This window comes from Streptomyces sp. NBC_01591 (genome assembly GCF_035918155.1).
Lineage (GTDB): Bacteria > Actinomycetota > Actinomycetes > Streptomycetales > Streptomycetaceae > Streptomyces.
Genome location: NZ_CP109327.1, coordinates 1,632,796 through 1,652,409, shown reverse-complemented (window position 1 = coordinate 1,652,409; position 19,614 = coordinate 1,632,796). Strand labels below are relative to the sequence as shown.

18 protein-coding genes are annotated in these 19,614 nt (G+C 71.1%); 8 read left to right on the top strand and 10 right to left on the bottom strand.

What is annotated here, in order from left to right; all coding sequences use genetic code 11:
• Positions 1-146: 146 nt before the first annotated feature.
• Positions 147-1,520 (bottom strand): alkaline phosphatase, encoded by a 1,374-nt coding sequence (locus OG978_RS07710; protein ID WP_326764477.1) that lies wholly within the window; start codon positions 1,518-1,520, stop codon positions 147-149.
• 298 nt (positions 1,521-1,818) lie between these two features.
• Positions 1,819-3,267 carry an argininosuccinate synthase gene (argG, locus tag OG978_RS07705; RefSeq protein ID WP_326764476.1) on the bottom strand — a complete coding sequence of 483 codons (1,449 nt, stop codon included), beginning with the start codon at positions 3,265-3,267 and terminating at the stop codon, positions 1,819-1,821.
• Between the two features lie 64 nt (positions 3,268-3,331).
• Between argG and OG978_RS07700 the strand changes: the two genes are divergently transcribed.
• On the top strand, positions 3,332-3,457 hold the full coding sequence (locus OG978_RS07700; RefSeq protein ID WP_326764475.1) for a hypothetical protein: 126 nt from the start codon (positions 3,332-3,334) through the stop codon (positions 3,455-3,457).
• On the opposite strand, the gene OG978_RS07695 is transcribed toward OG978_RS07700, so the two are convergent.
• The gene (locus OG978_RS07695) at positions 3,450-4,724 is read right to left on the bottom strand and encodes a glycoside hydrolase family 18 protein (protein WP_326764474.1); all 1,275 of its coding nucleotides are present in this window, start codon (positions 4,722-4,724) and stop codon (positions 3,450-3,452) included. The two genes, OG978_RS07700 and OG978_RS07695, sit on opposite strands and share 8 nt — an antisense overlap.
• 374 nt (positions 4,725-5,098) lie before the next feature.
• Here OG978_RS07695 and OG978_RS07690 point away from each other — a divergent pair, with 374 nt between their 5' ends.
• Positions 5,099-6,271 carry an acyl-CoA dehydrogenase family protein gene (locus OG978_RS07690; RefSeq protein WP_326764473.1) on the top strand — a complete coding sequence of 391 codons (1,173 nt, stop codon included), beginning with the start codon at positions 5,099-5,101 and terminating at the stop codon, positions 6,269-6,271.
• Between the two features lie 465 nt (positions 6,272-6,736).
• On the opposite strand, the gene OG978_RS07685 is transcribed toward OG978_RS07690, so the two are convergent.
• Positions 6,737-7,126, bottom strand: a complete 390-nt coding sequence (locus OG978_RS07685) for a hypothetical protein (protein WP_326764472.1) — start codon at positions 7,124-7,126, stop codon at positions 6,737-6,739.
• A gap of 204 nt (positions 7,127-7,330) precedes the next feature.
• On the opposite strand from OG978_RS07685, the gene OG978_RS07680 reads away from it, so the two are divergent.
• The 4 genes from OG978_RS07680 (at position 7,331) to fxsA (ending at position 11,506) form a co-directional block, all read left to right on the top strand.
• The gene (locus tag OG978_RS07680; protein WP_072489340.1) at positions 7,331-7,771 is read left to right on the top strand and encodes an Lrp/AsnC family transcriptional regulator; all 441 of its coding nucleotides are present in this window, start codon (positions 7,331-7,333) and stop codon (positions 7,769-7,771) included.
• An 83-nt stretch (positions 7,772-7,854) separates the two neighbouring features.
• Complete coding sequence (locus OG978_RS07675) at positions 7,855-9,498, top strand: amidohydrolase (protein WP_326764471.1); 1,644 nt, start codon at positions 7,855-7,857, stop codon at positions 9,496-9,498.
• 551 nt (positions 9,499-10,049) lie between these two features.
• Positions 10,050-10,817, top strand: coding sequence for a polyprenol monophosphomannose synthase (locus tag OG978_RS07670; RefSeq protein WP_326764470.1), 768 nt, complete (start codon positions 10,050-10,052; stop codon positions 10,815-10,817).
• 98 nt (positions 10,818-10,915) lie between these two features.
• A complete protein-coding gene (fxsA, locus tag OG978_RS07665) occupies positions 10,916-11,506 on the top strand; it encodes an FxsA family membrane protein (RefSeq protein WP_326764469.1) in 591 nt (196 codons plus the stop codon).
• A 171-nt stretch (positions 11,507-11,677) separates the two neighbouring features.
• On the opposite strand, the gene OG978_RS07660 is transcribed toward fxsA, so the two are convergent.
• The 4 genes from OG978_RS07660 to yczE all read right to left on the bottom strand — a co-directional run bounded on the left by OG978_RS07660 (position 11,678) and on the right by yczE (position 15,259).
• Positions 11,678-12,052, bottom strand: a complete 375-nt coding sequence (locus OG978_RS07660) for an RNA polymerase-binding protein RbpA (RefSeq protein WP_007262928.1) — start codon at positions 12,050-12,052, stop codon at positions 11,678-11,680.
• A 275-nt stretch (positions 12,053-12,327) separates the two neighbouring features.
• The gene (locus OG978_RS07655) at positions 12,328-13,701 is read right to left on the bottom strand and encodes an MFS transporter (protein WP_326764468.1); all 1,374 of its coding nucleotides are present in this window, start codon (positions 13,699-13,701) and stop codon (positions 12,328-12,330) included.
• Positions 13,702-13,748: 47 nt separating this feature from the next.
• Positions 13,749-14,513, bottom strand: a complete 765-nt coding sequence (locus tag OG978_RS07650) for a glycerophosphodiester phosphodiesterase (protein WP_326764467.1) — start codon at positions 14,511-14,513, stop codon at positions 13,749-13,751.
• Positions 14,510-15,259: a membrane protein YczE gene (gene yczE / locus OG978_RS07645; protein ID WP_326764466.1), complete on the bottom strand. Its 750-nt coding sequence runs from the start codon at positions 15,257-15,259 to the stop codon at positions 14,510-14,512. Before yczE ends, OG978_RS07650 begins: the two co-directional genes overlap by 4 nt.
• A 102-nt stretch (positions 15,260-15,361) precedes the next feature.
• Between yczE and OG978_RS07640 the strand changes: the two genes are divergently transcribed.
• A complete protein-coding gene (locus OG978_RS07640) occupies positions 15,362-16,861 on the top strand; it encodes an SCO1417 family MocR-like transcription factor (protein ID WP_326764465.1) in 1,500 nt (499 codons plus the stop codon).
• 73 nt (positions 16,862-16,934) lie between these two features.
• Here the strand turns inward: OG978_RS07640 and OG978_RS07635 are convergent, their stop codons facing one another.
• Together OG978_RS07635 and OG978_RS07630 are read right to left on the bottom strand one after the other, a co-directional pair.
• Positions 16,935-18,539 (bottom strand): hypothetical protein, encoded by a 1,605-nt coding sequence (locus OG978_RS07635; protein WP_326764464.1) that lies wholly within the window; start codon positions 18,537-18,539, stop codon positions 16,935-16,937.
• A 37-nt stretch (positions 18,540-18,576) separates the two neighbouring features.
• Positions 18,577-18,771, bottom strand: a complete 195-nt coding sequence (locus OG978_RS07630) for a hypothetical protein (RefSeq protein WP_018103962.1) — start codon at positions 18,769-18,771, stop codon at positions 18,577-18,579.
• Positions 18,772-19,086: 315 nt separating this feature from the next.
• On the opposite strand from OG978_RS07630, the gene OG978_RS07625 reads away from it, so the two are divergent.
• On the top strand, positions 19,087-19,479 hold the full coding sequence (locus tag OG978_RS07625; protein ID WP_326764463.1) for an ankyrin repeat domain-containing protein: 393 nt from the start codon (positions 19,087-19,089) through the stop codon (positions 19,477-19,479).
• The last annotated feature ends 135 nt before the right edge of the window (positions 19,480-19,614 follow it).

Sequence of the window (19,614 nt, the reverse complement as noted above, 5' to 3'; positions counted from 1 at the left end):
GTGGTTCATGCCCTGCTCAAGACAACAGGACACGTCCGGGGGAGCTTCCGGTTCCAGTCGAGGTGGCCCGGTGCGAACAGGCGTCGTCCCGCGGCCCGTCGGCAGGCTGCTCGTGCCGACGGGCCGCGGGACGGTTCCCCGGGCGGTCAGCGCACCCGGAGCGCCTCGCGGATGGTGGTGAACAGGTCGGTCTGGTCGGTGAGGCCCAGGACCCGGTAGGCCTGCGGGCCCTGGGCCGCGATCCGGACCTGGGTGCCGGTGTGCTCCTGCGACTCGCCGGGCGGGTTGGTCGAGTAGTTGACCTTGATCTGCTGGCCCTCGTCGGTGATCAGCGTGGAGGACAGGCCGGGCGGCTGGGCCTCCAGGGGCACGATCTGGCTGCTGTGGCCGTGGTCGGCGGTGGTGACGACGAGTGTGTCGGGGTGCTTGGCGGCGTACGCGCGGGCTGTCTTCACGGCGCGGTCGAACGCTGCGGTCTCGCCGATCTGGCCGCACGGGTCGGCCGCGTGGTCCTGCTTGTCGATCGACGCGCCCTCGACCTGGAGGAAGAAGCCCTTCTTGCTGTGCTTCCGCTTCTGCTTCGACTCCAGGAGCTGGATGGCCTTGGCGGTCTGGTCGGCGAGGTTCGGGGTGCCGGAGGGCCGGTTCGGGTTGGAGGTGACGCAGCGCTGCGGGTCGGTCCCGCCGACCGCGGCGGTCTTGCCGGTCCACTCGGTCGGAACGTTGCCGGGCGCGAAGAGCCCGAGCACCGGCTTGCCGCCCTTGACGGCCTTCAGGGAGGCGTTGTCGGTGACGACCTGGTAGCCCAGCTTCCGGGCCTGCTCGGTGACGGTCAGGCCCTTGTACCTGCCGTCGGTCACCTTCTGGTCGAAGCGCTGCTTGCCGCCGCCGAGGAGGACATCGACCTTGTGGTTGACGCTCTGCTCGGCGATGGAGCCGGGGCCGCCCTTGGCGATGGTGTCGGTGGGGCACTTGGCCATGTCGGCGGGGCCCTGGCAGGAGCGGTCGGTGGCGTGCGAGGCGAGGACGGCCGGGGTGGCGTCGGTCAGCTCGGCGGTGGTCACCGAGCCGGTCGCGTACCCGCCCTTCTGTGCCAGTTCCAGAATGGTCGGCACGGCCTTGTCGGTGCCCGGCGTCTTGGAGATCCGCCCGTTGACGGTCTTCACGCCGGTCGCCCAGCCGGTGCCGCTGGCCGCGGAGTCGGTGACGTAGTCCGGCGTGCCGTCCGCGTGCACGGCGTAGGTCGTGTAGGCGCCGCTCAGCGGGAACCTGTCCATGTTCAGGCGGCCGGCCGCGCCCACGGTGTAGTCGCGCGCGAGGGTGATCTCCGAGTCGCCCATGCCGTCACCGATGAGCAGGATGACGTTCTTCGCCTTGCCGCCCTTGATGGCGTCCTTCGCGTGCTCCTTCGTGCCGTACGCACCGGCCGTCGCCGTGAGGGCGACAGCGGCGGTGGCGGTGGCGACGAGGACCGCGCCGGTGGCTATCAGGTGACTGCGGGACAGGCGCTGTCTGGGCATGGAAATCTCCTTGATCCGGTCGGCGGGGAGCACCGACGACGATCACCTCATCAGCGGCGGGTGAACCATCGGTGACGTGGAAGCCGCGTCCGTCCTGCCGGGACATGGCATGAGGTGCCCGTCGGCTCCGGGCAGGTGCTTGCCCACCCGTGCCCGGTCGCCGCGCAGCCGCGGGCGCAGGCGCAGGCGCAGGCGCAGGCGTACGCACGACAGCGGGCCCCGGCGGAAGGAAATCCCGCCGGGGCCCGCTGCCCGGTGCGTACGGCCGGTGGCTGGTGCGTACGACCGGTGGCCGGTGTCAGTCCGTGCCGGACTCCATCGCGGCGCGGTCCAGCATCGACTCCTCGTCCGTGGCCTCGCCACGTGAGGCGATCGCCTGGGCGCCGCCCCGGTCCATGGCGCCGATCAGGCCGGTGGAGGCAGCCTGTGCGGCGCCGATCGGCGTCGGGTGGCCGGTGCCGACCAGGCCCAGGCCCGCGTACTGCTCCAGCCGTGCGCGGGAGTCGGCGATGTCCAGGTTCCGCATGGTGAGCTGGCCGATCCGGTCCACCGGGCCGAACGCCGAGTCCTCGGTGCGCTCCATGGAGAGCTTGTCCGGGTGGTAGCTGAACGCCGGGCCCGTGGTGTCGAGGATCGAGTAGTCCTCGCCGCGCCGCAGCCGCAGCGTCACCTCGCCGGTGACGGCCGCGCCGACCCAGCGCTGCAGGGACTCGCGGATCATCAGCGCCTGCGGGTCCAGCCAGCGGCCCTCGTACATCAGGCGGCCGAGCCGGCGGCCCTCGTTGTGGTACGCGGCCAGGGTGTCCTCGTTGTGGATCGCGTTGACCAGGCGCTCGTAGGCGATGTGCAGCAGCGACATGCCGGGCGCCTCGTAGATGCCGCGGCTCTTGGCCTCGATGATCCGGTTCTCGATCTGGTCGGACATGCCGAGACCGTGGCGGCCGCCGATCGCGTTGGCCTCCATGACGAGGTCCACCGGGGAGGCGAATTCCTTGCCGTTGATGGTGACCGGGCGGCCCTGGTCGAAGCCGACCGTCACGTCCTCGGTGGCGATCTCCACCGACGGGTCCCAGAACCGGACGCCCATGATCGGGTCGACCGTCTCGACGCCGGTGTCCAGGTGCTCCAGGGTCTTGGCCTCGTGCGTGGCGCCCCAGATGTTGGCGTCCGTGGAGTACGCCTTCTCCGTCGAGTCCCGGTACGGCAGCCCGTGCGCGAGCAGCCACTCGGACATCTCCTTGCGGCCGCCGAGCTCCGTCACGAAGTCCGCGTCCAGCCAGGGCTTGTAGATCCGCAGGTGGGGGTTGGCGAGCAGCCCGTACCGGTAGAACCGCTCGATGTCGTTGCCCTTGAACGTGGAGCCGTCGCCCCAGATCTGCACCCCGTCCTCGAGCATGGCCCGCACCAGCAGCGTGCCGGTCACGGCACGCCCCAGCGGCGTGGTGTTGAAGTACGGACGCCCGCCGGACTTGATGTGGAACGCGCCGCAGGCGAGCGCCGCCAGCCCTTCCTCGACCAGCGCGGCACGGCAGTCGACGAGCCGGGTGATCTCGGCGCCGTACGCGGAGGCACGGCCGGGCACGGAGGCGATGTCGGGCTCGTCGTACTGGCCGATGTCGGCGGTGTACGTGCAGGGGACGGCACCCTTGTCGCGCATCCAGGCGACGGCTACGGAGGTGTCGAGCCCGCCGGAGAAGGCGATGCCGACGCGCTCGCCGGTGGGGAGGGAGGTGAGGACTTTGGACATGGCAAGACTATGCACCACATCGCATGATCATGCAACATGGGGCATGAGACATGGCGACGACGGAATGGCTTCCGTTGCACCCGCCGCCCGTACGGTGAGCATCTGGCCCATGACGCACCGCGCGGCCGGGCAGGTCGCCCGGCCGCGCGGCCTCAGCGCGTATTCCGCGGAGCGGACGGTCCTCAGCTGATCGCCTTGATCAGCTCTCCGTCGGTGGTGTCGCCGCTGAGCTCCCAGAAGAAGGTGCCGCCGAGGCCCTGGCTCTTCGCCCAGGTGGTCTTGGACGTGATGGTGGCGGGGGTGTCGTAGCTCCACCAGTTGGTGCCGCAGTGGGCGTACGCCGTGCCGGCGACGGTGCCGGTGGCCGGGCAGCTGTTCTTGAGGACCTTGTAGTCCTCGATGCCCGCCTCGTACGTGCCGGGTGCTGCGCCGGTGGCGGTGCCGCCGGGTGCGTCCTGGGTGACGCCGGTCCAGCCGCGGCCGTAGAAGCCGATGCCGAGCAGCAGCTTGGACGCGGGGACGCCCTTGGCCTTCAGCTTGGTGATGGCGGCTTCGCTGCTGAAGCCCTCCTTCGGGATGCCGTCGTAGGAGGTGAGCGGGGAGTGCGGGGCTGTTGGGCCCTTGGCTTCCCATGCGCCGAAGAAGTCGTACGTCATCACGTTGTACCAGTCCAGGGACTGGGCGGCGCCGGCGTAGTCGGCGGCGTCGATCTTGCCGCCCTCGGAGCCGTCGGCGGTGATGGCGGCCGTCACCAGGTTGTTGCTGCCGAACTTCGAGCGCAGCGCCGAGGTGAGGCCCTTCAGCGCGGCCGGGCCGCTGGTGTCACAGGTCAGGCCGCAGGCGTTGGGGTGCTCCCAGTCGATGTCGATGCCGTCGAAGACATCGGCCCAACGCGGGTCCTCCACCAGGTTGTAGCAGGACTCGGCGAACGCGGCCGGGTTCTTCGCGGCCTCACCGAAGCCACCGGACCAGGTCCAGCCGCCGAACGACCAGATGACCTTCAGGTCCGGGTGCAGCTTCTTCAGCTTGCGCAGCTGGTTGAAGTTGCCGCGCAGGTCCTGGTCCCAGGTGTCCGCCACACCGTCGACGGACTGGTCGGCCGTGTACGCCTTCTCGTAGTCGGCGTACGAGTCGCCGATCGTGCACTTGCCGCCCTGGACGTTACCGAAGGCGTAGTTGATGTGCGTGAGCTTGTCGGCCGAGCCCGAGGTCTCGATGTTCCTGACGTGGTAATTGCGGCCGTAAACACCCCAGTTGGTGAAGTATCCGACCACCTTGTCACCGGCCGCTGTGGGGGCGGCGTCGGCGGACGCGGGGGCTGCTGCCCGCGTGGTGGTGGGGGTCGTGCCGGCCGACGCGGTGCCCGCGACACCCAGCAGGGTGGCGCCGAGGGCGGCGGTACAGGCGGCTGCGGCGAACGCCCGGAAACGGGCGCGGGGACGATGCGGTCCGAACATCTTGTCTCCTCGTGGGGGAGGGAACTTCCTTGTGGGGGCAGGCAGTCGGCCATCGCGTGGACTTGGCATGAACGTGCAAAGGCCGTTCCAGAGGGAACCGTAGATGGACTAGACCAGTGGGGTCAATGGTTCGGACCATTTCCGGTGATCGTTCCGTCCGTGGCCGAGTCGCCCGGTCACCCCGTGACGGATATCGTCCGATCGGGCATACTCAAGCCGCCACAGCCGCTGGCCAGCAGCTCTCGTAATCCGAGGGGGCCTGCGTCGGCTGGGTAACAGTGCTTTTCCGGGCCCGGCCCGGAAACCCCCGGCGGCGCCGCCCACACCCCTCGCGCGCGACCGTCGCAACGCCCGACAGGGAGGAGAGCGCCGTCATGTCCGACCGTGCCCCGCATTTGGTGGAACGCCGTCTGCCCACCGAGGAGTCCAGGCAGCTCGTCGCGCTCGTCCGCGACATCGCCCAGCGAGAGATCGCGCCCCGGGCGGCGGAGGAGGAGGAAGCGGGCCGGTTCCCGCGCGAGGTCTTCACGCTGCTCTCCGAGTCCGGACTGCTGGGACTGCCCTACGACTCCGCCCACGGCGGCGGCGACCAGCCGTACGAGGTCTACCTCCAGGTCCTCGAAGAGCTCGCGGCCGCCCGGCTCACCGTCGGCCTCGGCGTCAGCGTCCATTCCCTCGCCTGTCACGCGGTCGCCGGATACGGCACCAAGGAGCAGCGGACCGAACACCTCCCGGCGATGCTGGGAGGGGGCCTGCTGGGCGCCTACTGCCTCTCCGAGCCCGCCTCGGGATCCGACGCCGCCTCGCTGCGTACGAAGGCCGTACGGGACGGCGACGACTGGGTCATCACCGGCACCAAGGCGTGGATCACCCACGGCGGCATCGCCGACTTCTACACGGTCCTGGCTCGCACCGGAGCCGAGGGCGCCCGAGGGATCACCGCGTTCCTGGTCCCCGGTGACGCCGAGGGGCTCAACGCGGCCGCCCCCGAGAAGAAGATGGGCATGAAGGGCTCGCCCACCGCCCAGCTGAACTTCGACGGCGTACGGGTCTCCGACGCGCGCCGGATCGGCGAGGAGGGCCAGGGCTTCGCGATCGCCCTGTCCGCACTCGACTCCGGGCGCCTGGGCATCGCCGCCTGCGCGATCGGCGTCGCCCAGGCGGCCCTGAGCGAGGCCGTCGGCTATGCCACCGGGAGGCAGCAGTTCGGCCGCCCGATCGCGGACTTCCAGGGGCTGCGCTTCATGCTCGCCGACATGGCCACCCAGATAGAGGCGGGCCGGGCGCTCTACCTGGAGGCGGCCCGCCTCCGTGACGAGGGCAAGCCCTTCTCGCGCCAGGCGGCCATGGCCAAGCTGTTCTGCACGGACATCGCCATGCGCGTCACCGTCGACGCCGTCCAGGTGCTCGGCGGATACGGCTACACCCTCGACTTCCCCGTCGAGCGGCTGATGCGCGAGGCGAAGGTGCTGCAGATCGTCGAGGGCACCAATCAGATCCAGCGGATGGTCATCGCGCGCCACCTCGCGGGTCCTGAGACGCGCTGACCCGCAGCGGCCGGTCCGACCACACGGGCGTCGCCATGATCCGGTTCCACTCCTGGTCATGGCGGCCCGGCAGGGTCCGGTCCGCGCTCTCCCAATGACGCAGCAGGGCCCGGTAGATGGGCGGATCGGTGGAGTGCGGCACGGATCGCGGCGCCGGCCGGGGATGCACGGGCTGGGGCACCGGCTGTGAACCGGGCTGCGGAACCGATTCTTCGGCGGTGGGAGCGGCGAGACGGCGGCGGCCGGGACCGGCCGTTGAATGCAGCAGGGTCATGCCTGGCCAACGGCGCGGGGCGGGCCCTGGTCACTGTCCGGGCGATTCGAGAGCCCGTTCGCCCCGTCCCCGGGCGGCGGACGGTCTCACCGCGGGCACCACGTCGGCCGGGCCTTCGTGGTGCGGCGCAGATGTGCCGGGTGGGCCCGGGACGTGTCCGGGCCGGTCGCGCGCGGGCGCGGGGGTTGCCGTCAGGCGGCGTGACGCTGCATCTGCGGCACCCGCAGCGGGCGTGAGCCGGGGCCGCCGGCGTGCGAGAACGGCTGCATGCGCCAGTCGAGCCCCTGAGGGAGCGTCAACAGCAGGCCCGTCTCCTGCTCCTGGGCGTCGAGCGACTCGTCGGCGGGCCGCGACTGCGACGCCGCACGGCCGGTACCGGCGCAGACGGTCAGCACGAACGGATTCCACGGCGTCGGGCACAACGCGTGCTCCGGCAGCACGTCCTCGTCCGCCAGGAGCGCGATCGGCTGCGCGCAGTCCGGGCAGATCACCCGGTACATCTCGAATGTGTCGTACGCGTCGGGAGCGGTGTCCTCGACGGGATCCGGTTCGGTACGTCCGGTGAGCTTCAGGCTCTGCATGGGAAATTCCCCCCTCAGGTGGGCCGACCAGGCGACACGGCCTCGACCACAGCAAGCACTTCCCGTCGCGCATCGGCCGTAACCGCGAGCGGGTCGGCTACCCACCCGTAAACCTGTGGTATTCGTCACATGGCCGCCGCAGGTGCCCCTTCCGGGGCTCCCGCCGCTGTGCCTGGAGGGACCTGGGGCAATAGGTTGATCCGTATGGAGGAGCTGGACCGTCAGATCGTGGAGTTGCTCGTCAAGGACGGGCGGATGAGCTACACCGACCTGGGCAAGGCCACGGGCCTGTCCACATCGGCCGTTCATCAGCGTGTCCGCAGGCTGGAGCAGCGCGGGGTGATCCGGGGTTACGCCGCGGTCGTCGACCCCGAGGCCGTCGGCCTGCCACTCACCGCGTTCATCTCGGTGAAGCCCTTCGACCCGAGCGCGCCGGACGACATCGCGGAGCGGCTCGCGGACGTCCCGGAGCTGGAGGCGTGTCACAGCGTCGCGGGTGACGAGAACTACATCCTCAAGGTGCGCGTCGCGACGCCGCTGGAGCTGGAGCACCTGCTCACCCGGATCCGCTCGCTGGCCGGTGTCTCCACCCGCACCACGGTCGTCCTGTCCACGCCGTACGAGGCACGGCCCCCGCGGATCTGAGAGGCCGCCCGATCGGGGGTCACCCGACGGCCTCCGAAGGGGGCGCGGGCCGCGCGGCTCCGGGCAGGCGCGAGACTGGTCCCATGACCGAGAGCACCGCCCCCCAGAGCGAACACCGCACCGTGCTGCTGCGCGGTGGAGACGTCCACAGCCCCGCCGACCCCTTCGCCACCGCCATGGTGGTCGAACGCGGCCACGTCGCCTGGGTGGGCTCGGAAGGGGCCGCCGACGCCTTCGCGAGCGGCGTCGACGAAGTGATCGACCTCGACGGTGCGTTGGTGACCCCCGCGTTCACCGACGCCCACGTCCACACCACATCGACCGGCCTGGCCCTCACCGGCCTCGACCTGTCCGGTGCCCGGACCCTCGACGAGGCGCTCGGCCTGCTGCGCGCCTACGTGGCTGCGCACCCCGCGGACCGGGTGGTCCTCGGCCACGGCTGGGACGCCACGCGCTGGCCGGAGCAGCGCCCCCCGTCGCGCGGCGAGCTCGACGCGGCGGCCGGCGGCCGGCCGGTCTACCTGCCCCGTGTCGACGTGCACTCCGCGGTCGTCACCACCGCCCTGCTCGACCTGGTCCCGGGCGTCACCGGGCTGACCGGCTACCACCCCGACGCACCGCTGACCGGCGCCGCCCACCACGCGGTCCGCTCCGCCGCCCACGGCGCCGTCTCGCCGCAGCAGCGGGCCGACGCCCAGCGCGCCGCCCTGCGGCACGCCGCGTCGCTCGGTATCGGCACCGTCCACGAGTGCGGGGGCCCCGACATCTCCGACGAGGAGGACTTCGCCGCACTGCTGAAGCTCGCCGCCGCGGAGAGCGGACCGCGGGTCTTCGGCTACTGGGCCGAGCGGGTCGCCGACGAGAAGGACGCCCGCCGGATCAGGGAGCTCGGCGCCGTCGGAGCGGCCGGGGACCTCTTCGTGGACGGCTCGCTCGGCTCGCACACCGCCTGCCTGCACGAGCCCTACGTCGACGCCCCGGCCGGACACGGCACCGCCCATCTGGACGCGGCGCAGATCGCCGCCCATGTCACCGCGTGCACCGAGGCGGGGCTGCAGGCCGGTTTCCACGCCATCGGCGACGCGGCGGTCTCCGCCGTGGTGGAGGGGGTGAAGGCCGCCGCCGAGACGCTCGGCCTGCCCCGGATCCGGGGCGCCCGGCACCGTGTCGAGCACGCCGAGATGCTCACCCCAATGACCGTGGCCGCGTTCGCGGAGCTGGGCCTGACCGCTTCCGTCCAGCCCGCCTTCGACGCCGCCTGGGGCGGTGAGGAGGGCATGTACGCCCAGCGGCTCGGCGTCGAGCGGGCCAGGACCCTCAACCCGTACGCGGCGCTCCTGCGGGCCGGTGTGCCCCTCGCCTTCGGCTCGGACAGCCCGGTGACCCCGCTCGACCCGTGGGGCACCGTACGGGCCGCCGCCTTCCACCGCACGCCCGAGCACCGGATCTCCGTTCGGGCGGGCTTCACCGCCCACACCCGGGGCGGCTGGCGCGCTGTCGGCCGTGACGACGCGGGGGCCCTGGTGCCCGGCGCCCCGGCCGACTACGCGGTCTGGCGCACCGCTGACCTGGTGGTTCAGGCCCCGGACGACCGGGTCGCCCGCTGGTCGACCGACCCCCGCTCGGGCACGCCCGGCCTGCCGGATCTCACCCCCGGCGCCGAGCTGCCGGTCTGCCTGCGGACCGTAGTCTTCGGACGAACTGTCTACGAGCGGCCGAACGAGTGACGTCCGAACATTTCGTATCGTCACCGGTGGTGGTCTCCGTTCCGCCGCGACCTGCGGATCTTCGCTACTGACCAGGCAAGTTTCGTAAATATTGCAGGTCAGACGGCTATTGACAGAACGCGCCCACCGGCCGGTAGGTTCGGCCGAGTCCACCACAGGACGTCCGACCGGTTAAACCTCCACGCAGTCGTCGAACGCCGCTGGGTCATGGGGTGGTGTGCCGCACCGGCGCACCACCACTGACAGCCAGGTTCAGCGCTCGCGCCTCGGGGGCGAGGGAAGGTTTCAGCCGGTCGGCGGTGCGACCCGGGTGGGGCCCGGACGTTCAGTAGACAACGGCTCTAGGTCGACCCGCAGCCAGCGGGCCCCAGGTCGGCCCGAAGGGCGCTGGGCCCCCATCCGTAGTTCCCGTCCGTGCTCGTACCCGCACTTCTGTCCGCACTTCCGTCCTTCTGTCCCCGGCGGTGCCCGGCCCTGTCCGACCGTGTCGGAGACCGGTCCCCGCCCGCTGGATATGGTGTGCACCTGCGTACGGACTTAAGGGGCAGTAAGTGAACGACGGCGGTCAGCGGCGGTACGGCCCGCTCGGCAGAATCCTGGTGATCATTCCGACCTACAACGAGGCCGAGAACATCAAGCCGATCGTCAGCCGGGTGCGCGCCGCTGTGCCGGACGCCGACATCCTGGTCGCCGACGACAACAGCCCGGACGGCACCGGCAAGGTCGCCGACGAGATCGCCGCCGGGGACAGCCAGGTCCAGGTGCTGCACCGCAAGGGCAAGGAAGGACTGGGCGCGGCCTATCTCGCGGGCTTCCGCTGGGGCACCGAGCACGGTTACGGCGTGCTCGTGGAGATGGATGCCGACGGCTCCCACCAGCCCGAGGAACTGCCCAGGCTGCTCACCGCGCTCAAGGGCGCCGACCTGGTGCTCGGCTCCCGCTGGGTGCCGGGCGGGCGCGTGGTCAACTGGCCGAAGTCCCGCGAAATGATCTCCCGCGGCGGCAGCACGTACTCCCGGCTCCTCCTCGGGCTGCGGACCAGGGACGTCACCGGCGGCTACCGGGCCTTCCGCGCCGAGACCCTGGACGGCATCGGCCTCGACCAGGTCGCCTCGCAGGGCTACTGCTTCCAGGTCGACCTGGCCCGCCGGGCCGTCGAGGCGGGCTATCACGTCGTCGAGGTGCCGATCACCTTCGTCGACCGGGAGATCGGCGACTCGAAGATGAGCCGCGACATCCTGGTCGAGGCGCTCTGGCGGGTCACTTCCTGGGGTGTCACCACCCGTACGAACCGGGTTCTGGGCCGCAAGGCGATCTGATCCGTCGAGCCCGCCGTCACCGGCGGCGGGCACCGGGGCCGCCGCCCATGATCACCCCCTTGTGCCGCTCGGCCGCCCGTACGGGCACACTGGGGACCATGACGACCGGCACACCGCCCCCGACCGCCCCCAAACGCTCTCGCGCCCGTACCTTCGTCCCCCTCGCCATCGCCGCCTGGGCGGTGCTGGAGATCTGGCTGCTCACCGTCGTGGCCGACGTGGCGGGCGGGTTCACCGTGCTGCTGCTCCTGGTGGCGGGGATCGTGCTCGGTGCCGCGGTGATGAAGCGGGGCGGCCGCCGGGCCTTCCGCAACCTCACCGAGACCCTCCAGCAGATGCCGGGGCAGCCCGGGGCCGCCGCTGCCCCACCGGCCGCCGGTTCGGGCGGCAAGGGCAACGGCTTCCTGATGCTCGGCGGGCTGCTGCTGATGATCCCGGGGATCATCTCGGACGCGGCGGGACTCCTGCTGCTGGTGCCGCCGGTCCGTTCGTGGCTCGGTCGGTACACGGAGCGGTCGCTGGAGCGCCGGATGCGTGCCGCGAGCCCCGGCAGCCTTTCCGACGCCTTCCAGCAGGCCCGCATTCACCGGCCGGACGGAAAGGTCGTCCAGGGTGAGGTCATCCGCGAGGACGGCACACAGCCGGGCACACGCCCCGACGAGGGCCCCCGGCCGCCGCTGACTCCCTGAGCGTTCGTTGCGGGGCGGCCGGGGCCGGACACCTGCCCCGGCCGCCCCGCAACGGCCGGCACGGCCGACGGCCGGGCACATCCGCTCCGCAGTACGACAGAGCCGCGGGCCGTGACACACAGTCGGTGTCACGGCCCGCGGCTCTGTCGTACTGAGGTGTTACGCGGTCAGTCAGGCAGACTTCCTGCTGTCCCGCGGGTGTACGGCGATGTTCATGGCTCCGGAGCGCAGAACCGCCAGCCTCTCGGCGAGCACTTCCTCCAGCTCCTCGCGTGTGCGTCGCTCCATGAGCATGTCCCAGTGCGTACGCGCAGGCTTGCCCTTCTTCTCCTCGGGGCCATCCCCGTCCACCAGGAGTGCCATGGCGCCGCACGCCTTGCACTCCCACTCCGGCGGAATTTCCGCCTCTACCGAGAACGGCATCTCAAATCGATGTCCGTTCTGGCATGCGTACTCCACCGCCTGGCGCGGGGCCAGATCGATGCCGCGGTCCGTCTCGTAGCTGGTAACCACGAGTCGCGTGCCGCGGAGAGCTCGCTCACTCATGAATCGTGCCTCCCGGGCTTGTCGCCCACAGGACAGGTGTCGCTGTCGTCGTCATCCGGTCAACGTCCGGTCGGCGGTAAAGATTCCCGTTGCCGGTCATGCGTCGCCCGTCGTGCCGCTGCTTTTTCAGGTTTCCCAGGGTTTCAAGTACCCAGCGATGCCCGGTTTGTCACATCTGGCGGAAGTTGTCACCCAACGGTTTGGCCTCTTCCGCTCGCAGTAACGGTCCTCCGGGCAGGCCAAAGGCGTACACTACCGCCCTTTCACTTCAACGTCTAAATCCGTTCCGGAACAGGATTGCCCGCGGCCGCCACGGCCCGCCGTATCGGCACCCTCGCGAGCAGTACGGAACCGACCACGAAGAAGATCACCAACGAGATGATGGCATCCCGGTAGCTGCCGGTCAGCTGGTATGCGAGCCCGAACACCAGTGGCCCCAGCCAGCTCAGTCCGCGGTCGCTCATCTCGTACGCGGAGAAGTACTCGGCCTCCTTGCCGCGCGGCACCAGATGGGAGAACAGCGAGCGCGACAGTGCCTGGCTGCCGCCCAGTACCAGGCCGATCGCCGACGCCAGTGCATAGAAGAAGACCGGCGTTCCGGCGGGGAGGAAATATCCGGCGACGAGAATCAGCGTCCAGACCACGAGCGAGCCGAGGATCGTGCGCTTCGCGCCGTACACCCGTGCCAGCCGGCCCATCCCCAGGGCTCCGGCCACCGCGAGCACCTGCACCAGCAGCACCGCCGTGATCAGGGTCGTCTGGTCGAGGTCCAGCTCCTCCGAGCCGTACACCGAGGCCTGGGAGATCACCGTCTGCACCCCGTCGTTGTAGACGAGGTACGCCAGCAGGAAGGAGAGCGTCAGCGGATGGCGGCGCATGTCGCGCAGGGTGGCCATCAGCTGCCGCCACCCCGAACCGACCGCCCCCTCGCCGCTCGCCGCCACGTGCCGGTCGCGCAGCCTGCGCAGCGGCACGATCGTGAAGGCACCCCACCAGAGACCGGCCGACGCGAGACAGATCCGTACCGCGTCGGACTGGGAGAGGCCGAAGGAGTCGTGGCCCGTGTACAGGACCAGGTCGATGACGAGGACGAGCGCACCCGAGGTGTAGCCGAAGGCCCAGCCGCGCGAGGAGACCGCGTCCCGCTCCTCCGGGCCGGCGATCTGCGGCAGATACGCGTTGTAGAGCACCATCGACACCGAGATCGAGGCGTTCGCCACGATCAGCAGGAGCGCGCCCAGCAGATAGCGGTGACCGTCCAGGAAGAACATGCCGGTGGTCGCGGCGGCCCCCGTGTAGGCGGCGGCCGCGAGCAGCGGCTTCTTGCGCCCCGTACGGTCCGCGGCGGCGCCCACGATCGGCATCACGATCACCGCGACCACGACGGACACCGAGACGGCGTAGGCGAACAGCGACCCGGCGCGGACCGGAATGCCGAGCGGGTGCACGAAGCCGTCGGCGTCGGCGGCCGCCTTGGCTATCGAGGTGAGATAGGGGCCGATGAAGACCGTCAGGACGCTCGTCGAGTAGACGGAGCAGGCGAAGTCGTAGAAATACCAGCCACGTTGTTCACGTCTGCGGCTCGCGGCCCCGGCGGAATCCGCTGTCGGTTCCGTCGGCTCAGCGGTTTCCGCGGTCTCGGCGCTCAACCCGCACCCCCTCGTCTCTCCCCGTGAAGACGTCGCACGGCCGGGCGTCAGGCCCAGGCCCCCCGCTCGCTCAGCACCGTGCGCAGCGTCTCGATGTGATCGGTCATGATGCCATCCACGCCGAGGTCGAGGAGCGCTGCCATCCGTTCGGGTTCGTTCACGGTCCAGACGTGCACCTGGAGTCCGCGCGCGTGCGCCTCGCGCACGAAGCGGTGGTCGACCACCCGGACGCCGTTCTGGCTCTCCGGCACCTGTGCGCACACCGCGCCCGCCCGCAGCGCCGCCGGTATTCCGTACGAGCGCAGCCGCAGGCCCAGCACGCCCCGGACGCCGTAGGAGGTGGCGAGCCGGGGGCCCGCCAGCCGGTGCGCCCTGGCCACCCGGGCCTCCGAGAACGAGCCGATGCAGACCCGGTCCCAGGCATCTGTGCGGCGGATCAGTTCGACCAGCGGGACCAGCGCGGAGCCGGCCTTGATGTCGACGTTCCAGCGGGCCCCGGGGAACGTCTCCAGCAGCTCCTCGAAGAGCGGCAGCGGCTCCCGGCCGGCCACCCTGGCCTGCCGCACCTCACTCCACGGCAGCTCGGCAATCCGGCCGTTGGCGTCCGTCACTCGGTCCAGGGTGGCGTCGTGGAAGGCCACCAGACGGCCGTCCGACGTGGTGTGCACATCGGTCTCGAAGTACCGGTACCCGGCGTCGGCGGCCCGGCGGAACGCGGCCGTGGTGTTCTCGACCCCGTCCGCCGCACCGCCTCGATGGGCGAAGGGGATCGTCGCGGGATGGTCCAGATAGGGGTGGCGTACTGAGGTCACTGCGGAAGTATGGCCTGCTCCGGTGTCCGGGCGGTGACGGTGGCGTCGCCGTTCTCCGGCGCGGATGCGACGGCGCCCTCCTCGATGGCGCCCCCGCCGGCCCCGGTCTCCTCGCCGGCCCCGGTCTCCTCGGCCGGCTTCCCGCCGACCGCGAAGAAGCGCAGGAAGAACTGGGCGAGCGGACCGATGGCCAGGGCGTACACGACCGTGCCCGCGCCAAGGGTGCCGCCGAGCAGGAAGCCGGTCGCCACGACCGCCACCTCGATCAGCGTCCGCACCAGCCGGATGGAGCGCCCGGTGCGCAGATGCAGTCCGGTCATGAGCCCGTCGCGGGGTCCCGGGCCGAACCGCGCCGCGATGTACAGCCCGGTGGCGATGCCGTTGACCACGACCCCCGCGACCAGCACGGCTATCTGCGCGGCGAGACCGTGCACGTCGGGTACGAGCGCCAGCGTGCCGTCCATCGCGATGCCGACGGCGAAGACATTGGAGACGGTGCCCAGGCCCGGACGCTGCCTGATCGGGATCCACAGCAGCAGGACGGCGGCGCCGACGATGATCGAGACGACCCCGATGGACAGGCCGGTGCGCTCGGCGAGTCCCTGATGCAGCACGCCCCAGGGTTCGAGCCCCAGACCGGCGCGGACCAGGAGCGCCGCACTCGCCCCGTACAGCGCGAGACCGACGTACAGCTGGATCAGCCGTCGGGTGAGGTGCGCCCCGCGAGGGACGGCTGTGATGGACAAGGGGTGCCCCCTGGTGTGGTGGTAGTGGACTGCCGCATGTCACTCTGTGGCAGGGGATTGGCTGCCAACTATGGCCAATCCGAGGAAGGTGGACTGATTTCCATGGCTCAGTGGACTTCGGCAGTGGGTGCGGCGCAGCTTGCCCGGCAGCTCCGGGCCCAACAGCCCCGGCCCGCCGGACCGGGCGCCCGCAGGCCGCCCGCCTATCGCGCGCTGGCCGACGGGATCCGTCTGCTCGTCCTCGAAGGCCGGGTGCCCGTCGCCGCCAGGCTCCCCGCCGAACGCGAACTGGCGCTCGCCTTCTCCGTCAGCCGCACCACCGTCGCCGCCGCGTACGAGGCGCTGCGGACCGAGGGGTTCCTGGAATCCCGCCGGGGAGCCGGCAGCTGGACCGCCGTGCCCGCCGGGAACCCGCTGCCCGCACGCGGTCTGGAACCGCTGCCCCCGGAGTCCCTCGGCTCGATGATCGATCTGGGCTGCGCCTCACTGCCCGCCCCCGAGCCGTGGCTGACCCGGGCGGTCCATGGCGCCATCGAGGAGCTCGCGCCGTACGCCCATACCCACGGCGACTACCCGGCAGGGCTGCCCGCGCTGCGGCAGATGATTGCCGACCGCTACACCGGGCGCGGCATCCCGACCATGCCCGAACAGATCATGGTCACCACCGGTGCGATGGGTGCGATCGACGCGATCTGCCACCTCTTCGCGGGCCGCGGCGAACGGATCGCGGTGGAGTCCCCGAGCTATGCCAACATCCTGCAGCTGATGCGGGAGGCGGGCGCCCGGCTGGTGCCGGTGGCGATGGAGGAGGGGCTCGGCGGCTGGGACATGAACCGGTGGCGGCAGGTGCTGCGGGACGCGGCGCCGCGGCTCGCCTATGTCGTCGCCGACTTCCACAATCCCACCGGAGCGCTGGCCGGCGAGGACCAGCGGCGTGACCTGGTGGACGCGGCCCGCTCCGCCGGTACGGTCCTGGTCGTCGACGAGACCATGAACGAACTCTGCCTCGACGCCGATGTGCAGATGCCGCGCCGGGTCTGCGCCTTCGACCCGGCGGGCTCCACCGTGATCACGGTCGGATCGGCGAGCAAGGCCTTCTGGGCGGGCATGCGGATCGGCTGGGTGCGCGCCGCGCCGGATGTGATCCGCAGCCTGGTGGCCGCCCGTGCCTACGCCGACATGGGCACGCCCGTCCTCGAACAGCTCGCCGTGAACTGGCTGATGCGTACCGGCGGCTGGGAGGAGGCCGTGCAGGTCCGGCGCGAACAGGCCCGGGAGAACCGGGACGCGCTCGTCGCCGCGGTCCGCCGGGAGCTGCCCGACTGGGAGTTCTCGGTTCCACTCGGCGGCCTGACGCTCTGGGTGCGGACCGGCGGCCTCTCCGGCTCCCGGCTGGCGGTGGCCGGGGAGCGGGTCGGTGTACGCGTTCCGTCCGGGCCCCGGTTCGGGGTCGACGGCGCCTTCGAGGGGTACGTACGGCTGCCGTTCACGGTCGCGGGCCCGGTCGCGGACGAGGCGGCGGTACGGCTCGCGGCAGCGGCGCAGCTGGTCGGCTCGGGGGCGGGCGCGGGGGTCGAGACGCCGCGGACGTTCGTCGCCTGATTCCTCGCCCGGCCGGACCACAGGGGTGCGGGGTGACCGGCCGGTCACCCCGCACCCCTGTGAACAGCTCCGTTCAGTCGGTGACCGCCATGCCCTCGGCGGCCACGGCCACGGTGCGCGCCGCCACCGGCTCCGGGACGCCCGTTTCGGCCGGCGCGGGCGCCTCGGCCGGTGCCTGCCGCCCGGGGAGCAGCCCGAGGACCGCCTGCCGCTGGGCCTCGCCGGTCGCTTCGTCGTACGGATCGGGCGTGGCCGGGACCTGGAGCCGGAGCACGGGGCCGGTGCCGAGCCTCGCGTATCCACGGCCGGGCGGGACATCGGGTGTCGGGGTGGTGTGCGGCTCGGTACCGAGTACCGACTCCACCTGCTCGCGGGAGCAGTGGCCGAGGACGACGCGGGCCCTGCAGTGCGTCCGTACGGCCTCGCCGAGGGTGTCCAGGCTGTCGAACTGATCGGTCAGGACCACGGTGACGTTGGCCGCCCTGCCGTGCCGCAGCGGCACCTGGAGCAGCTCCTGCGGATCGGGCCTGCCGTCGGCGGCGGCCAGGTGCCCGAGGACGCCGGGCCGGTCCAGCAGGATCCAGAGCGGGCGCTTGGTGTCCTCGGGCGCGGGGTGGCCGGACTGCCGGGCGCGATTCGCGGCGATCAGCCGCCGCTCCGTCTCGTGGGCCGCCCACTCCAGGGTCGCCAGCGCGCCGGCCAGTCCGCACTCCACGGCCAGTACGCCGTCGCGCCCGGTCAGGCAGGCGTACTCACCGGTTCCGCTGCCCTCGACGATCAGGATGTCGCCGTGCTGGAGCGCCTGCAGGGCGATGGAACGCATCAGGGTCGTGGTGCCGCTCCCGGGTTGCCCGATCACCAGCAGATGCGGCTCGGTGGAGCGGGCGCCGGTCCGCCAGACGACCGGAGGGGCGTCGCGGGTGGCGTCGCCGTCGTGCACCGGGACCGTGCGCTGCACCGCGTCGCCGTCGGTGAAGCCGAGTACGGTCTCGCCGGGCGCGGTGACGAAACGCTGGGCGCCGATCGAGGTGGGCAGGGCGCCGAGGACGCTCATGACGAGCTGGTTGCCCTCCTCGTCCCAGGCGAAGTGGTACTCGCGGCCGCGGCCGGACTTGGCGTGCAGCAGCCGCTCGATCCGGGCACGGGAGGCGGCCTCGCTGTCGGCGAAGTAGGCGGGATAGGTCACCTGAAGACGTGTCAGCCGCCCGTCGGCGTCGAACTCGTAACCGCTGAAGGCCTTCTCCCAGTCGCCCCCGTGGGAGAACAGCGGACCGGGGTCGTCGGCCACGGAGAAGTACGGCACGAGCGCCTCGTACAGGGACCGCAGCCGCGCGGTCTCCGCCTCGTCGGGACCGGTCTTCACCGGGGTCCGCTCCCGCCCCGCCCAGGCGGCGGCGCCCATCATCGTGACGAGGGCGATAAGGCCCCCGTACGGCATGAGCGCGAACGCGAGTACGCAGGCCGCGACGAGGAACAGCGTGGGGCCACGCTTGTCCTTGGGCGTCGCGGCCCACTTCTGCCGTCCGGCTCCGGCCAGCAGCCGCAGACCACGGGTGATCGTGATCAGCGGATGGAGGACGTCCGTGGCGTTGTCGGCGGCCGTGCGCGCGAACTCGCGACTGCGAGTGATCGAGGCGCTGCCGCTGCTCAGAATGCGGGGGAGTGGTCGCCGGGCCACGTCGGTCTCCTGAAGGGGTGGGAGCGGTCGCGGAGGGTCAGAACTTGATCCCGCCCAGGAGGCCGGCGAGACTCGCGCCGCCCGCGGTGATGCTCGGTGCGATGGCGGTGCCTGCCAGATAGAAGCCGAACAGGGCAGTGACGAGGGCGTGAGAGGCCTTGAGGCCGTCCTTCCTGAAGAACAGGAAGACGATGATGCCGAGGATGACGACGCCTGACATGGACAGGATCATGAGTGGTTCTCCTGGTTGGGGGGACAGTCACCATGAGCCCTTCCAGGTTCACCGGAAGTATCCATACGACAAAAGCTGCATTTGGGTGAAAAGTCATTATTTTCACTTGAATGGCCGACCGGATGATCCCGGTGGGGCGGAACATTCGGTGTCGCGTACTGTTCCGCCGCACCATTCGTGATCCTTTGCCACGGGTGGGCCGGGTCATGTGCCCGCTCGAGCAGTACCCTGTCGATTCACTCGTACGGCCCCCACGGCGTACGCCCCGGCAGGTCGACAGTGGTGAAACCGGTTGCATGGAAGGCGGTCCGTCCGATGAGCGAAACCCCCGATCCCGAGGTGGTCGAGCTGGCGACGAAGGTCTTCGACCTCGCTCGCCGCGGTGAGACCGACGCGCTCGCCGCGTACGTCGACGCGGGTGTCCCCGCGAACCTCACCAACGACCGGGGCGATTCGCTGCTGATGCTCGCCGCCTACCATGGCCACGCCGCCGCCGTCACGGTCCTTGTGGCCCGGGGCGCCGACCCGGACCGGGCCAACGACCGCGGGCAGACGCCGCTCGCCGGGGCCGTTTTCAAGGGCGAGGACGCGGTGATCGAGGCACTGCTCTCCGCCGGGGCCGATCCGGCCGCCGGAACGCCCTCCGCCCTGGACACGGCGCGCATGTTCGGCAAGGCCGACCTGCTGGAACTCTTCGGCTCCCGCTGACCGGGTACGCCGTAAATGTGGTCGCGGTGGCGAAATGGCTGGGTCATCATGACGTCGCGGGCCCGGTTCCGGGCCACCGACGAGAGGCAGAGGAAGATGGTCTACACCAAGCAGAAGACGGCGGTCGGCCGATCA